At 40.1% G+C, this 17,097-nt stretch carries 9 protein-coding genes; all 9 read left to right on the forward strand.

Annotated features, from left to right (window positions below):
- Nucleotides 1–9: 9 nt before the first annotated feature.
- The 9 genes from HMPREF9010_RS04795 (at nucleotide 10) to HMPREF9010_RS04755 (ending at nucleotide 17,069) form a co-directional block, all read left to right on the forward strand.
- Entirely contained in the window at nucleotides 10–1,557 is a 1,548-nt protein-coding gene (locus HMPREF9010_RS04795) for a RagB/SusD family nutrient uptake outer membrane protein (RefSeq protein WP_004320935.1), read from the forward strand.
- Nucleotides 1,558–1,570: 13 nt separating this feature from the next.
- Nucleotides 1,571–3,310, forward strand: coding sequence for a DUF5108 domain-containing protein (locus HMPREF9010_RS04790; protein WP_008650800.1), 1,740 nt, complete (start codon nucleotides 1,571–1,573; stop codon nucleotides 3,308–3,310).
- Nucleotides 3,303–4,961, forward strand: coding sequence for a hypothetical protein (locus tag HMPREF9010_RS04785; RefSeq protein ID WP_008650802.1), 1,659 nt, complete (start codon nucleotides 3,303–3,305; stop codon nucleotides 4,959–4,961). Before HMPREF9010_RS04790 ends, HMPREF9010_RS04785 begins: the two co-directional genes overlap by 8 nt.
- 18 nt (nucleotides 4,962–4,979) lie before the next feature.
- Nucleotides 4,980–8,114 carry a SusC/RagA family TonB-linked outer membrane protein gene (locus tag HMPREF9010_RS04780; RefSeq protein ID WP_008650803.1) on the forward strand — a complete coding sequence of 1,045 codons (3,135 nt, stop codon included), beginning with the start codon at nucleotides 4,980–4,982 and terminating at the stop codon, nucleotides 8,112–8,114.
- A gap of 2 nt (nucleotides 8,115–8,116) precedes the next feature.
- A complete protein-coding gene (locus HMPREF9010_RS04775) occupies nucleotides 8,117–9,748 on the forward strand; it encodes a RagB/SusD family nutrient uptake outer membrane protein (protein WP_004320931.1) in 1,632 nt (543 codons plus the stop codon).
- A 121-nt stretch (nucleotides 9,749–9,869) separates the two neighbouring features.
- A complete protein-coding gene (locus tag HMPREF9010_RS04770; protein WP_004320930.1) occupies nucleotides 9,870–11,981 on the forward strand; it encodes a hypothetical protein in 2,112 nt (703 codons plus the stop codon).
- 16 nt (nucleotides 11,982–11,997) lie between these two features.
- Nucleotides 11,998–15,261, forward strand: a complete 3,264-nt coding sequence (locus tag HMPREF9010_RS04765; protein WP_008650809.1) for a DUF4450 domain-containing protein — start codon at nucleotides 11,998–12,000, stop codon at nucleotides 15,259–15,261.
- A 35-nt stretch (nucleotides 15,262–15,296) separates the two neighbouring features.
- Nucleotides 15,297–16,706, forward strand: coding sequence for a glycoside hydrolase family 28 protein (locus tag HMPREF9010_RS04760; protein WP_004320928.1), 1,410 nt, complete (start codon nucleotides 15,297–15,299; stop codon nucleotides 16,704–16,706).
- Between the two features lie 27 nt (nucleotides 16,707–16,733).
- Nucleotides 16,734–17,069 (forward strand): hypothetical protein, encoded by a 336-nt coding sequence (locus HMPREF9010_RS04755; RefSeq protein WP_008650812.1) that lies wholly within the window; start codon nucleotides 16,734–16,736, stop codon nucleotides 17,067–17,069.
- Nucleotides 17,070–17,097: the final 28 nt, after the last annotated feature.

Below are 17,097 nucleotides of genomic sequence, written 5' to 3' on the forward strand. Positions count from 1 at the left end.
TTTACAGACATGAAGAAACTGATTTATATAGGGATAATGGCAGGTAGCCTGCTGCTGAACAGTAGTTGCAGCGATTGGTTGGACTTGCTTCCCAAAAATGAACAAGTGACTGACGCTTACTGGAAATCGAAAGAAGATGTAGAAGCGGTCATTGCTTCCGGTTATTATTATATGCGTTCCTCCTGCCAGTCATTGCTAAAATGGGGAGAACTGCGAGGAGCATCTATTTGTACCTTGACAGGTGATAAGGATGGAATGAAGTTGCAGAATTTCCAGTTGGATGGAACAGAAGCTATTTGTAAATGGGAGAACATGTATCAAGTGATCAACATGGCCAATGTGGTCATCGCTCATGCTCCGGGAGTACGTGAAATAGATGACACCTATACAGAAGGTGCAATGAATGCACATCTTTCCGAAGCTTATTTCATGCGAGCATTAATGTATTTTTACTTGGTACGCAATTTTAAAGAAGTGCCTTTGGTAACAACTCCTTATGAGGATGACTCTACTCCGTTTTCTATTGCCAAATCTTCAGAAGAAGAAATCTTGAAGCAAATTAAGGCGGATGTGCAAACAGCTCTTGACTCTGGAGGTGCGAAGGAATTTTATGATAATGATAATTGGAATGCTTCCAAAGGACGGGCTACTAAATGGGCTTTGTATGCATTAATGTCGGAAGTTTCCTTGTGGACCGAAGATTATGATACTTGTATTAAGTATGCAGACCTATTAATCAACGCTACTGCATCACGTCGTCCGGCATTTATTACAATTCCGGAGAACTGGTATACAATTTTTAATCCGGGGAATAGTAATGAATCCATTTTTGAAGTGAACTGGGATGGCAACACCTATAGCCAGACGGGAGGGCCAAGTGCTATGTATACGACTGGTACAAATCCCAATTATCGATATTCTACTAAAATGGGTGAGGATTTGGTCAATGATTTTGAAGAGGTTATGGCAGGAAAAGATGCAATCCGTAGCCAATTTGGTGCTTTTATAGCTTATACTGATGGAGAGAACATCGTTCATTGTATATGGAAATATGAGATGGGCGATACCGACCCAACGAATCCGGATGCAATACGTTTGAAAGATGATGCTAACTGGATTATTTACAGAATGGCAGATGTCATGTTGATGAAGGCGGAAGCATTAATTTGGAAAGGAAAGGAAAATTGGCAGGAGGCTGTTGATATTATAAATCAGATCCGTACTCGTGCTAACTTGCCTGAAAAAACTATAGCTTTAGATGAGGAGGATGAAAGCTCAATGATGGAAAACTATTTATTGCCGGAACGTAATATTGAATTGGCGGCTGAAGGTAAGCGTTGGTATGACATGATACGTTATGCCAAAAGTAAGAACTATGCTCATAAATCAGCTTTTATTGCTTTGGTTCAGCAATACAATACAACAGCGAATGCTAGTTGGATACGTTCAGTTCTTCAGAATGAATATGCATGGTATTTACCAATTCACGCGGATGAAATTGAAAATAACAACTTATTGGTACAGAATCCATATTATGGAATAACAGGTAATAATTAATAAACAGCCATTTATGAAGACTTTAGGAAATATATATTTATTATTATTGGTTGCATTATTCAGTGCATGCAACGATCCCTATGAAGACTCTACTTATCAGGTTTATGATATGAATCCGGTATCGTCTTATCTGGAAACTCGTTCTGATGAATTTTCCGAGTGGATCACCGTATTGAAGTATGCAGATTTGTTTAATGCCGTGAATCAGGCTTCGTCTTATTTTACGGTATTGGTTCCTACAAATGAAGCTGTGCGCAGTTTCTATACTAAAAAGAATGTATCTTCTATTCAGGAATTGGGAAAAGACTATGCCCGTAGTCTTGCTGAATATCATATCGTGAATGATTCTATCAATCTGAATACTTTTGTTCAAGGAGGTAAACTGGAAGCTAAAACTCTTTCGGATGATTATCTTTCCGTCTCTTTTGATGAAAGTTCGGAGGCTGGAGGATTTAATTCAATTTATGTGAATAAAGAAGCGCATGTAAAGGAACTGGCTATCCAAGTGTCTAATGGATATGTGTATGTATTGAATGATGTGATGTCTCCTTTGGTGGAAAGCCTATATGAACGTATCAGTGAAAGTAGTAATAAATACTCCATTTTTGTTGATGCTTTGGAACAAACAAGTTGGAAAGACAGTTTGAGTACTATTTACGATGAAATAAGGCAGGAAGATAATACGGTTATTCAGCAAAAACGGAATTATACGTTGCTGGCTGTATCAGATGATACCTATCGTTCTGAAGGAGTTACTTCTGTTGCTGATCTGGCTGCTAAAGTAGGTGCAATAGGAACAGACTATAAAGATAAAGCAAACGAATTATTTCGCTATGTGGCATATCATGTGATTGGTGGAAGTTACTCTGTTTTTGATTTCAACAATTTTAGTGGAGGTGCAACTACACGATTGTGGACTACCAAAGCAGATGCAGTATTGGAAGCATCTATGCAGAGTGGCAATAAGTTGTATTTTAATTATAAAGGAGAAATTGATGGTCAATCGGTGAAAGCGATGTTTGTTGAAGACGGTTCCGATGTACAGGCTAAAAATGGTATTTTACATGAAATAGATAGCTGGTTGCCTTTGTGGGAATCCGAGATTCCGGTGCGCGTAGAATGGGACTTTGCTGATTATGAGGAGGTAGCTTCTTGGGTGAATGGTGGTTATGGTGATTCGGACCAAAAGTATCAGACGGCAGATGAAAAAGAGCGCCAGTCGGATGTCTCTTCGCTCTCTTGTTACACCGTAGATGCCAGGAGCACTCTTACATCTCTAGATGGTCAAAACGGCGGATATTATCGCGTGGGCTATGCAACTCCGAAGACAAAAGGCTCGGACTGGATCAATTGTAAAAATACAGATCATATCTATTTGAATTTGGGATATAATGGTTCCGTTACCATGAAAACACCAATTCTGATAGCTGGCAAATATAAAGTGACGTTGAAAGTTACTTATGCAAAATCAATGGATTTTATGCGTACAATGACTAGTGGAAGTAATGGAGGTAAAATTAAGTTTACATTTGATGATGACACCGATACAGATGTCGAAGTTCCTATTTATGCGAGTATTACAGCCAATGAATTAGGACGTTATGATGTAGTTATTTATGATGAGATTGAATTCTCAAAGACGAAGGTTCATTCTATGAAGATGTTGGTTGCCGATCCGGCTGCTTCTTCTCATAACAAGTTCCGTATCCAATTAGATTATATGACTTTTGAACCGATAATTGAAGATGAATAGACACATACTTATGAAAACTATAAAATATATATTGTCATCTATATTGCTGATAAGTGGTATATATGCATGTAATGATGACTGGGATTCTCATTATTCCCAGGAAGAACAGGTAGTGAATAATGTAAATATTACAGTAGTCAACAAGTCGGCTGTTGATTATTTACAGTCGCAACCGGAATTGAGTTCCATGTACCAATTGTTCAGTGAAACAGGAGTGCTGGATGAAATGGTTGAGAAGAATTTGTTGTTCACTATTTTAGTGGTTAGTGACGAGAATGCATTATCTCGTGCAGTTGCTACAGATGATAGAACTTTTTTGGCTAAATCACACATTTCGGATATTTCTCTTTCTCCGTCTAATCTGTCGGATGGACAACGTGTGTTGATGTGGAATGGAAAATATATTAATGTGTCGAAGGTAGAAAATGAAGATAATGATACTTCTATCTCGTTCAACGGTATAGCTGTGAAAAAGATAACGAAGGTGAACAATGGCTATGTTTATGAAATGGAGGATTATGTGGAAACTCCTAAATCATTATATGAGTTGATTGAAGGGTTAGGAGATGATTATTCTATTTTTAGGGAGATGATTATGGAGCGTAATCAGTTGACATTTGATAAAGAGGCCAGTAAAATTATAGGTGTCGATGAAACCGGAAGTAACGTCTATGATTCTATTTTCACGGTTACTAATCCTTATTTTGAGGCTGAAGGTTTTAATATGATGTCAGAGTCATTATCAGCGACTGTATTGATTCCTTCTAATGAAGTTGTCAATCGTGCGTTGGCTACAGCCCGTAACAAAATACAGGAATGGGGAATGCAACGGGAGGACTCTATTCTGAAAAACTGGACTTTTCAATCAATGTTCTTTAATAAAAAACTTACTAAATCGGATTTTGAAGATAATATAGACTTGAATTCTATTTTTAGTAAACAGTGGCGAACTACAGTACAAGAGGTGGATTTGGAGAATCCTGTATCTCTTAGTAATGGTGTTGCATATTATGTGAAAGAACTGAAGATTCCTACTAATGTATTGATTTATCGTGTCAAAGATTTTATGAGATGGTATGAGTATCTGTCAGAAGAAGAAAAAACGCTTTATTTTGATAGCGAAAATCTAACTTTTGATAAAATGGATACGAAAGTGACAGCATGGTCAGGTTGGCCTGGTGTTTTCCCAACTATAATCAATCGCGTCGTACGTTTTAAATTAACAGATTCTGCTACTAAAGAGTACACATTGGATTTTACAGGTTTTAGTTATGATGAAGTAACTAAAGTCGCTGCTCCGTATAAGATACCTCCTGGTGAATATGATTTGTGTTTGGGATTTGAGCAAAAAATGGGACATGACGTGGAAGTTTCTTTTAATGGAGAGTATGTAGGAACAGTTACAGCCTCTCAACTGACGAAGACTGATTGGCACTATGATCGTGGCGGACAGGGATATCCTGAAGGGTATGACACTTCTAAAGCGACAGATAAAAATAAAACAAAGTACGATCGTGATGGAGCAAAAGTTGGTGTAGTCACTATTGGAGGCACTCAACCGGTAAATGTGGTTATTAAATTCCATGGAATAAACGCAAGCAAATGTTGCTTCCACCACTGGTGTCTGAGACCAACAAAGAACTGTTATTAATTTTGATAAGGAATCAATATGAAGACAATAAAAATCATATTTACAACTTTGCTGTTATTACTGTCGGTTGCCAGTGTATATGCGCAAGGACGTAAAATTAGCGGTAAAATACTTTCACCGCTGAATAAACCGATTGAAGGGGCTATCATTTCGGCTGTAGGAAGTAAAGATGCGAAAACCGGAGTTGACGGAACTTTCAAAATGGAGTTGAAAGAGAATACGACTCAAATTTCAGTGTGGGCAGCTGGTTATTATCCGGAAACTCGCTTGGTAGATGATAATTCACAAGTGGTTATTCTGATGATGCCGGAGAGCACATATAAATATAATGAATCGGCTGTATTACCTATGAGAATCGAAAGTTCCCGTCCGGAACTGACTTCTGCGGTGAATATCAATAAAAAAGATTTCACGCAGGGAAGTATGAAGATAGATCGGGCTTTGGCAGGACAGGTAGCAGGCTTGAAGACCACCCGTGCAGGTGGTATGCCAGGTGAAGGAAGTTATATGAACTTGCGTGGTATTCGTTCTTTTGTAGGTTCAAATGCTCCGCTTGTGGTAATTAACGGTGTACCCTATTTACCTGATTCTCGTGAATCACAATTGATAAATGGATTTTCGAGAGATATATTTCAGGCATATAATATTCAAGATATTCAAAATATCACTGTACTAAAAGGAGCGGAGGCTTCTATGTATGGTTCGATGGGGTCGAATGGTGTTATTCTAATTGAAACAGATGGTGCAACTTCCGATAATTTGGATACGCGGGTCAGCTTTTATGGGCAGTATGGGGTGAATTGGAATAATAAACGTATGCCATTACTTACAGGTAATGATTACAAATCTTACCTTTCGGATATTGGTATGACTTATTTCGGTAATATGGAAGGATTTTTCTCGGAATTTCCTTTTTTGAGTGATCCCAATAGTAAATACAATTACTTGTATAACAATACCACAGATTGGCAAGATGAAATTTATAAAAATGGTTTTGTAACAGACAACCTGTTTCGTGTAGAAGGTGGTGATGCTATTGCCAAATATGACCTTTCATTAGGATATGCGATGGAAAATGGACTGATGGATTACACTAAAAGCCAGCGTTACCATACACAATTGAATACAAATGTTTTGATTAGTAAATGGGTGGAGATGACAGCAACGGTCGGTTTAGCTTATCTGACAGGCAATTATCAGCAACAGGGAATGGATAATGTTAGCAATCCGATCTTAGCAGCTTATTCACGTGCTCCGTTGTTAAGTCCTTATAAGAAAGATAATGATGGTAATATTTTGGATACTTACTCTACTTATTACTATGGCAATTCAACGAATATGGATTTTGCAGTCAGTAATCCTTTAGCTATCGTCAATACACTTGATGGTCGTAACCGACAGTATGATGTAAATTTCAGACTTGGATTGGTTTACAAGCCTTTCAATGGATTATCGTTCAATGGTACATTTGGAATGTTTTATAATTATAATAAAGAACACCTATTTATTCCCGGACTATCAGATAAGAGTATTTTGCCGATTGTCGATCAGTATGGTAATGCAGAAAATACCGTGAAGGAAGGTGTAGGTGAAACTTTGAACATTTTCGCAAATGGTAATGTACGTTATCAGAGACTTTTTCAAGGTATCCACCATTTGAATATTCTTGCTGGTGCTCAAATGTTGATTACTCAAAATAAGTATGAAGGTGGTGCAGGCCGTAACACTCCGAATGATTTTTATCAAACATTGGGAGATACAAAAACAATCGGACGCTACTTTTACGGTTATCAGGAAAAATGGAACTGGGCGAATTTTTATGCTCATGCTGATTATACCTATCGTGATATGGTAGCAGCTTCTTTGAATGTGGCGGCTGATGGTGCGTCCTCTGCCGGTACTTATGGAAACCACTTTTATATATATCCTTCCGGTGGTGTGACTTTGCTCGGAAAAGGTTGGTTGCCATTGACTAACTCTACATTAGTAAATCGCTTAAACTTGAGTGCGGAATATGGTTTGTCCGGTAACAGCCGTTTCTCTTCCAATCTTGGAAAATATTATTATACAAGTTTACCTTATATGACTACTTCCGGTATTGTTCGTGCCAATATATCAAACACCACTTTGAAACCGGAGAAGAACATACAATTCAATCTAGGATTGGATATGAGTCTGTTGCGTAACCGTTTGGAAGTGACATTGGATTATTATAATAATCTGTCCAAAGATGTCATTTTTGCAGTACCTCATACATCGGCACTTGGTTCTCTAAACTATTATGCAAATTGTGGAGAAATAAAAAATAGAGGTGTAGAACTGGCAGTGCAAGCTTCTTTGGTTCGTACACGTGATTTCGAATGGATTATAGGTGGTAATATTGCCCGCAATGAATCGGAGGTGGAGTCATTAGGAAACACATCACAATTGATTAATAGCTATAGTGATGGTGCGCAGTTGGTTTCCCGTGTAGGAGAGTCTCCTTATCAGTTCTATGGTTATCAGACGCTTGGGGTATTCTCTACACAGGCTGAAGCAGATGCTGCTAATCTGGTCAATCAAAAAGGACAGGCTTATCAGGCAGGAGACATCCATTTTGTAGATCAGAACGGTGATGGGCGTATCGATAGTAAAGATCGTGTCTCTTTAGGCAGTGCCGCACCGAAGTATTTCGGTGGCTTTTTTACACGAATCAGTTATAAATCTTTTGCATTGTCTGCAGAATTCTCTTATTCAAAAGGGAATCAGGCTTATAATGGTGTGAGACGTAGTTTGGAATCACTTTCTACTTTTGGCAATCAAAGTGCGGCAGTTGTAAACCGCTGGTCGTTGGAAGGACAACAAACTAATATTCCTCGTGCTCAATGGAACGACCCGATGGGTAACAATGACTTTTCGGACCGTTGGATAGAAGATGCTTCTTTCTTGCGTATGAAGAATGTTACATTTAGTTATAGTTTTGATAAGAAATTCTTGAATTTCTTCCGTTCCGGTACATTGTATGTAACAGGTGAGAATCTGTTGACAGCTACAAAATATTTAGGGTTGGATCCTGAATTCTCTTATTCTTATAGTGATGCTATGCAAGGATTTGACTATGCGAAAATGATGCAGCCTAAATCAATTAAATTTGGTGTTAATTTGAACTTTTAAGGATGATGAAAAAGAATATATTGAAATATGTGTTACTAAGTATGACATTCTTCTTAGGCGCATGCAACGATTTCTTCAATGTCGAGACGAAGAATGTATTAGATCATGACGGATACATCACCGAAGAAAGTGAGATGTATTCGGGGTATATAGGTATTATGACCAAAGTACAAGCCATTGGAGACAAAGTGATCTATTTGACAGATACACGTGGTGAATTGCTGGAACCAACTAAGAACGCTCCTAGTGAGTTGTATAGTATCTATAATTATGATACAGACCTGACAGGAAATTCGTATGCCGATCCGGCTGCTTATTACGATGTAATTATAGCATGCAATGACTACTTGTCAAAGTTGTATGATTATAAAACAGAAAATCCGGCAGCTATTAATCTGGATCATTATAAAGCTTTGGTTAGTTGTACACTTCGTGTGAAAGCGTGGATATATCTTACATTAGGTAAGATTTATGGAGAGGCTGTCTGGTTTAATGAACCGATTCGTGAGATGAAAGATTTGAATGACTTTCCTGTGAAAAATTTGGATGAGATAGTGGAAGGCTGCCTTGATTTATTAACTAAAGGGTTTGATGGAATAGATGGCACGAATACAATGTCATGGAAAGAATGGCTCGATCCTGATACGGAAACAGCAGAAAGTACATATCGTTATTGGGACTATATGACACCAGAATTCTTTGCATTATATGGAGAGTTATGTTTGTGGCATGGTGACTACCAGAAAACAGTGAATGTTATTTTGAATACAATGAATGCAAAGTTTGCCAGTACGGTGAATGATGCAACACAGTATATGCATAATGTGAAGTTGACAGGTACATATAGTAAGATTTGGGATAATACTAATCCTCAACCACAAGAGACTGTTTCTGCTATTATCTATAATTATCAAGGAAACCAAACTAATAGTTTGTTGAAACATTTTGGGACAGAATCACCCAATGAGTATCTGTTGGCTCCGTCACAGGTAGGAATGGATCGTTATACTGATCCGGATTTTAATCCGCTTGGAGGTGCTACTTCGGATAAGCGTTCTACTTATTATTTTGCGAAAGATAAAAGTGGTAATTATGTTATCCAAAAGTATCGTCCGTCAAATAGCACAGCGCGTACCTATGCTTATCAAGATGATGTGCATATTTATATTTATCGTGGCAGTGAGCTGTATTTCATGTTGGCGGAGGCTCTCAATAATTTGGGACGTGTAACGGAAGCATCGGCATTGATTAATCAGGGAGTGAATGGAAGTTTTCCGAATGGTGGAGTGACATGGGATGGTTTTACAGATGACTGGACCGGAGCTAGTACGTTAGGTACTCGTCGTTATCCGGACCTGGGTATTCGTGGGGCGTTTAACTTAGGTAATCGTGAGTTTACACGTGGAGATGCTAGAGCTAATGATGAAGCGATTCTTGATGAAATGATGCTTGAGTTTCCGGCAGAAGGAAAGATTTATCCTACTATGATTCGTATGGCACGTCGCTACAATGATCCAAGTATTATAGCTGATCGTGTTTGTCCGAAATATGCTGATCCGGAAGCTATTCGTGCTAAGATTAATGCAGAAGTTGGTGGAAAAGCAGGTTATTTCGTTCATTGGAATTTAAAATAAAGATCCTCAAATCATCCTTTGGTTTGGATTATTAGGGTGGAGTGACGCGGGTTTTTGAATGAGAATCCGCGTCATTTGTTTCAAAAATAAATACTTTTGTAAATAACAATAATAAAGAAAAATGAAAACATTCGCAGTATCTATTGCAGCACTTTTTATTTGGACAGCTTGCGGAGATGGAAATCAGCCGATAATTGACCGCGAGGCATTAGTAGAAAGGAATAGTCCTGTTGTGACGGCATTCGATTCATTAGCTTCACTTTCTGTAGGAAATGGAGAATTTGCTTATACGGTAGACATAACCGGATTACAGACGTTTCCGGACAATTATAAAAAAGGAGTTCCATTGGGAACGCAGAGCCAGTGGGGCTGGCATAGCTTCGCCAATCCGGACCGGCTTACTCCGGAAGAAACCCTGAAAGAATACGATTTTGGCAGGGGAAAGAAAGAACTTTACGCTACTCAATTCAAAGAAGAAGGCAGACAACAGGATGCCGCTAATTGGTTTCGTGTCAATCCGCATCGTCTTCATTTAGGAATTGTCGGCTTTGACGTGGAAGAAGGTACGGATATTGGACAGGTAACTGACGTTCATCAGAAACTTTGCTTGTGGGATGGAAAAATCGAAAGTCGGTTTAAATTAAACGGTGAAGATTATCAAGTGGAGACAGTCTGTCATCCTTCTAATGATATGATTGCTGCAAATATTACCTCTAAGGCGCATACCGGGATTTGTTTTCGCTTTCCGTATCCTACGGGCGCTCATTGTGATGATGCATGTAATTGGGAAGCCGTTGATAAACATACAACGACTATTGTTACTCAAAATGAATCTTCCGCAGTTTTGAAACATACTTTAGATAGCACAGAGTATTTCGTAATTTTGTATTGGGAAGGGAAGGCTACTTTCAATGAGAAAGCAAAACATTATTTTGTCCTGACTCCGATGGACGATCATTTAGCTTTTACATGTGCTTTTACTAGTACAGCTCCTTCAACGCAGCCTGTTACTGTAGCACAAACTCAAGAAGAAGCAAAAAACTATTGGAACTCGTTTTGGAAGGAAGGCGCAGCTGTTGACTTTTCGGCATGTACAGACCCACGGGCCAAAGAACTGGAACGGCGTGTGATACTTAGCCAATATTTGCTTGCTATTCAGAGTGCAGGTACTACTCCTCCGCAAGAGACGGGGCTTACCTATAATTCGTGGTTTGGCAAATTTCATCTTGAAATGATCTGGTGGCACGAAGCTCAATTTGCTCTTTGGAATCGTAGCAACTTACTTGACCGTACATTAGGTTGGTATGAAAAGGCTGAACCGATAGCGCGTCAAATAGCCCAAAGACAAGGGTTTGATGGTGTTCGCTGGATGAAAATGACCGATCCTTCAGGAACAGAAGCCCCTTCCAAAGTAGGAAGTTTTCTGATTTGGCAACAACCTCATTTAATTTATTTGGCAGAATTACTTTATCGTGCTGATCCGACTAAAGAAGTATTGGAGAAATATAATCGTTTGGTACAGGAGACTGCAGAATTTATGTACTCTTTTGCTACATACGATGAACTGGAAGGACGTTACGTATTGAAAGGTGCCATTCCTGCACAAGAAACGTTGCGTGCTGCAGAAACAGTTAATCCTCCTTTCGAACTTTCTTACTGGCATTTTGCCATGCAGACCGCCCAACAATGGCGTGAGCGTATGGGACAGCAACGTAGTCTGGAATGGGATGAAATGATCGACAAACTTTCTCCTTTGGCATCTAATAAAGAAGGGCTTTATCTGGCTGCCGAAACAGCTACAGATACCTATAAAGACATTCGTTATACTTCCGACCACATGGCTGTATTAGGTGCAGTTGGTATACTTCCGATGAATAAACTTATCCGGGAAGATTATATGAAAAATACATTGCACTGGATCTGGGATAACTGGAATTGGGGTAAAACCTGGGGATGGGATTATCCGATGACGGCTATGAATGCTGCCCGTTTGGGTGAACCGGAAAAGGCCGTCGGAGCTTTACTGATGGATAAACGCACAAACACATACTTGCCGAATGGTCATAATTATCAGGACGGTCGTTTACGTATTTATTTACCGGGTAATGGCGGCTTGCTGACTGCTATTGCGATGATGTGTGCCGGTTGGGACGGATGTACGGAGACTAATCCGGGATTTCCGAAAGATGGAACTTGGAATGTCCGTTGGGAAGGATTGAAGCCATTACCATAATCAAACACAAAAAAATATGAGTTATTTTCATCTGAATCTTATTTTAAAAGGAAAGCTGACTGTTTGTTGCCTCTTGATGTTGTCGGTGATACCATTAAATGCTCAAAGAGAGGCAAAGCAGATCGGTGACTTTAAAGAATCCATCTCCTTGAATGAACATCTGCGAGGTACAAAAAGGACGTTGCAATATTGTCCCGATGGTGATGAGTTTGTTTGTGTCAATGGTAAGAATCGGTATACCCGTGCTTTGTACGGTAGTCACAGTCCTTTTCGTGTAGAAACAAGTGACCGACCGGTTTTTGCTTTTTATAATAACGGACGCGGAGGAAATATAAGTTTCAAAGTCATTCTTCGTGACGGAACAGAATTGGCGCTTGATCGCACCGGGTATTGTGAATCCCGTTATTCGGCTGGAAAACGTACCTATTATTTGACAGACCCGTCTTGGGGAAAAGGAGAACTGCGTATTTCAGTATTGGCATTAGCCGATATGGATGGAGCTATTTGGCGTTTTTCTCCTTCGAATATGCCTAAAGGAGCTATACTTCGTTGGCAACATGGGGGAGCTACCGGAAAACGTTTGAGTCGTAATGGAGATATGGGGGTAGATCCGGCTGATTGCTTCGAACTTCCTGCCGAAGCGACTGACCTTGTCACAGGTGAACTTGCTTTGCAGAAAGAAGTATACTTGGTACGTGGGGAGGTTCCCGAAGGCTATAATGTCCGTAAACTCTATCAACAAGCGGAGGCAGCCTCTTTGGCGTTGGCTTCTCATTTGAAGATAGAAACGCCGGACCCTTATTTGAACACGTTGGGTGGTGCATTGGTCGCAGCTGCCGATGGAATTTGGGACGGACAGGTTTGGTTGCACGGTGCTATTGGCTGGCGTATGCCGTTAAGTGGGTGGAGAGCCGGATATACTGGTGATGCCTTAGGTTGGCATGACCGGGCACGGACTCATTTTGATGCTTATGCAGCCAGTCAGGTGACTGATGTCCCGAATACAATACCTCATCCGGCACAGGATTCTACAATGAATCTGGCGCGTTCGGAAAAACGTTGGGGAACTCCTCAATATAGTAATGGGTATATTTGCCGGAATCCTGAACGTAACAACCAGATGCACCACTATGACATGAATCTTTGTTACATGGATGAATTGTTATGGCACTTCAACTGGACGGGAGATACTGCGTATGTCCGCAAAATGTGGCCTATGATTACCCGCCATCTAGCTTGGGAAAAATTAAATTATGATCCGGACAATGATGGTTTATATGATGCATACGCTTGTATTTGGGCAAGTGATGCGCTTTACTACAACAGTGGCGCAGTCACCCATTCGTCGGCTTATAACTACCGTGCCAATAAAATGGCAGCTTTTCTTGCTTCTTTGATAGGCGAAGACCCTTCACCTTATCAGAACGAAGCCGAGCAAATATTGAAAGCGATGAATAAGCGTCTTTGGATGCAGGGCAAAGGTTGTTGGGCGGAATATCAGGATTTTATGGGACATCGCCGGCTTCACGAAAGTCCGGGATTATGGACTATATACCATGCACTCGATAGCGACGTTGCCGATCCTTTTCAAGCTTATCAGGCTACACGGTATGTTGATACGGAAATACCACATATCCCCGTGTATGCCGATGGACTGGAAGAGGGGTATGCAACGATTGCCACTACCAATTGGTTACCTTATTCCTGGAGTATCAATAATGTGGCTTTCGCAGAGGTGATGCATACAGCTTTGGCCTATTTCCAGGCAGGACGTCCGGAGGAAGCATATCGATTGATGAAAAGTTCATTTCTGGATGGTATGTACTTAGGTAACAGTCCCGGCAATTTGGGGCAAGTCAGCTTTTATGATGCTGCCCGTGGAGAGTGTTATCGTGACTTTGGAGATCCGATAGGGGTAGCTTCCCGATTACTGGTACAGGGGTTGTATGGCATTTTACCCGATGTATTGAACGGGAAGATGGTGATTCGTCCGGGATTTCCTGCAGGATGGTCAAAAGCTTCTATTTCTTTGCCTGACATAACCTATCACTTTGTCAGGGAGAATGATACAGATATTTACCGGATAGAGCAACGTTTTAAGGCACCTTTGGCTTTGACATTACAAGTGAATGTCGGAAGAGAAAGGATTCATTCAGTGAAAGTAAATGGGAAAGAAGTTGACTGGAGCTTTGCGGAAGCTGCTTCCGGTTATCCGGTGGTTGTTATTCCTGCTTCTTCTGCCAAAAAAGCAATTGTCGAAATTGTGTGGGAAGGAAACAGACTGAATCCGGTTCTGCCTGAAATACAGGCGGAGGCTTTAGCGGAGATCCGTATTCCATCCATTTTAGGGGCGGTATTCGGTGAAATATATGATCCGCAGGGAGTGCTGATACAACCGAATGTTAGTGATACATCTATAAGAAGTAAGGTCAATGATCATTTGGGGCATCATACATTCTTTGTTCGCACGAAACAAGGACAGATGGAATGGTGGCAGCCTGTAAACGTACAGATTACAAGATCGGAAAAATCACCGGTCATTCTTCCTTTCTCACAGGTGAATACGTCAGAGTGCCGGGTGATGAATATGGATTCTTTGTTCAATGCGAATGTGACAGATATTTTCCGGAATGAGTATCTGACACCCCGTTCGCCTTATACCACTTTGCAACTTCCTGTTCAGGGCATTGGCGAGTGGTGTCATCCGAAATTAACTGCTGATATTGATGATGCAGGTTTGCGTGCCTTGGTACGTGATGAGATGCTGACTACCAAACTGGGTGTGCCGTTCCGAACATTGGCTCAAGGAAGCAATATTGCTTTTACTTCGTTGTGGGATAATTATCCCGACAGTTTAAGTATTCCGCTTTCCGGTCGGGCTTCTCATGCCTATTTAATGATGGTAGGCAGTACCAACCACATGCAGTGTCGCATTGCTAATGGTATTGTTCGTGTATACTATACAGATGGAACTTCTGATGTATTGGAATTAGTGAATCCGGATAACTGGTGTCCTATTGAGCAGGATTTCTATGTGGATGGTCAGGCATTCACCGTTGTTTCTCCCCGTCCTTATCGCATTCATTTTAAGACGGGTTTGGTTAGCAATGATTTGGGAAAGGACTTAGGCATAAAGGGTGTTTATGGACGTTCCATCGAGGGAGGAGCAGGTGTACTTTTGGACATGCCTCTGAATCCTTCCAAAGAGTTAAGTCATCTGACGTTGGAAACACTTTCAAACGATGTTGTTATCGGTTTGATGGGAGTTACATTGCAATAAAATAAAAATAACATATTAATAAAAGGATAAGAATTATGATGAGAAGAACTATTAATTTACTACTGATGTTGCTTTTTGTGGCAGAGGTAACATCTGCGAATACTGTTGATTTTGATAAAGCATTTAAAGAAAGCGCCCGTATCGAAAAACAGATTAAACGGACCTCTTTTCCGAAACGAACATTTCTTATAACTGATTTTGGAGCAAAAACGGATGATGAGGCTAATCCTTGCCATGAAGCCATTAATCAGGCTATTTTACAGTGCAGTCTGTCAGGAGGTGGCACAGTAATTGTTCCTAAAGGTACTTTTTATACCGGACCTATTACTCTAAAGAGCAATGTGAATTTCCATCTCGAAGAGGGAGCTGTTTTGAAATTCTCTACAGATCAAAGCCTTTATTTTCCTGCAGTTTTAACCCGTTGGGAAGGAATTGATTGCTATAACGCTCACCCCTTGATTTATGCTTATGGTGAAAGCAATATTGCCATAACAGGAAAAGGTATTATTGACGGACAAGGTAGCATGGAAACTTGGTGGCCGATGTGTGGAGCCGTAAAGTATGGTTGGAAAGAAGGTATGGTGGCTCAACGCAATGGAGGTCGTGAACGTCTGTTGATGTATGGTGAAACATCTACTCCTGTTTACAAGCGTCTGATGAAGCCGGAAGATGGCATGCGTCCACAGCTATTGAACTTACATTCCTGCCACACCATCTTGATTGAAGGTGTTACTTTGTTAAATTCTCCTTTTTGGGTGATTCATCCTCTTTTCTGCGAGAGCTTGATTGTTAGCGGAGTGACTGTTTTCAATCGTGGACCTAACGGAGACGGATGTGATCCTGAATCTTGTAAGAATGTGTTGATAGAGAATTGTACATTTGACACGGGTGATGATTGTATTGCCATTAAATCAGGACGTAATGAAGACGGACGTAAATGGAATATTCCCAGTGAGAACATTATCGTACGTGGTTGCATGATGAGGAATGGACATGGAGGAGTAGTGATCGGCAGTGAGATTTCCGGTGGTTACCGTAATTTGTTTGTAGAAGACTGCCGGATGGATAGCCCGAATCTGGATCGTGTCATTCGTATTAAGACGAGCACTTGTCGCGGAGGACTTATAGAAAATGTATTTGTTCGTAATGTAACGGTAGGACAATGTCGTGAAGCAGTGCTGCGCATCAACTTGCAATATGAGAATCGGGAAAAATGTAAGAGAGGTTTTGACCCGATTGTTCGTAATGTGCATTTGAAAAATGTGACTTGTGAGAAGAGTAAATTAGGTGTGCTTATTATCGGATTGGAGGATGATAAACATGTATATAACATCAGTGTAGAGGATTCTCATTTTAATAATGTAGCCAAAGGAGCAAATGATATTAAAGGGGCGAAAGATGTAACTTTCAAGAACCTTTATATCAATGGTGAATTGGTGAAATAGGATATAGTTGTAATAGATAAAATAACTATGGATGAAGAAGAGTGGAAGACTGCCTATGATGTACAAATCTATGTTACATCTTTATCCGCAATAAGCGATTGCAATTGGAATAAATTAGAACTCTGGGTAAATTTTCATCAAGATGGTTTTATCTATAAGTTGAGACATTATTACCCTGTACTTTCAGAAGATGATATACATGTCATTCTTTTGTTACGTATTGATTTTAGTAATGCGCAGATTTCAGAGTTATTCCATATTCTAGGAAGTTCTTTTCGAATACGCCGTAGTAGATTGAAAAAGAAAATGAATGTTTCTTGTAAATCTATTACCGATTTTATTAAATCGTTGCGTTTGGAATGATCTTTTTTGTAAAAACCATATACAAATG

The organism is Bacteroides sp. 3_1_23 (assembly GCF_000162555.1).
GTDB lineage: Bacteria > Bacteroidota > Bacteroidia > Bacteroidales > Bacteroidaceae > Bacteroides > Bacteroides ovatus.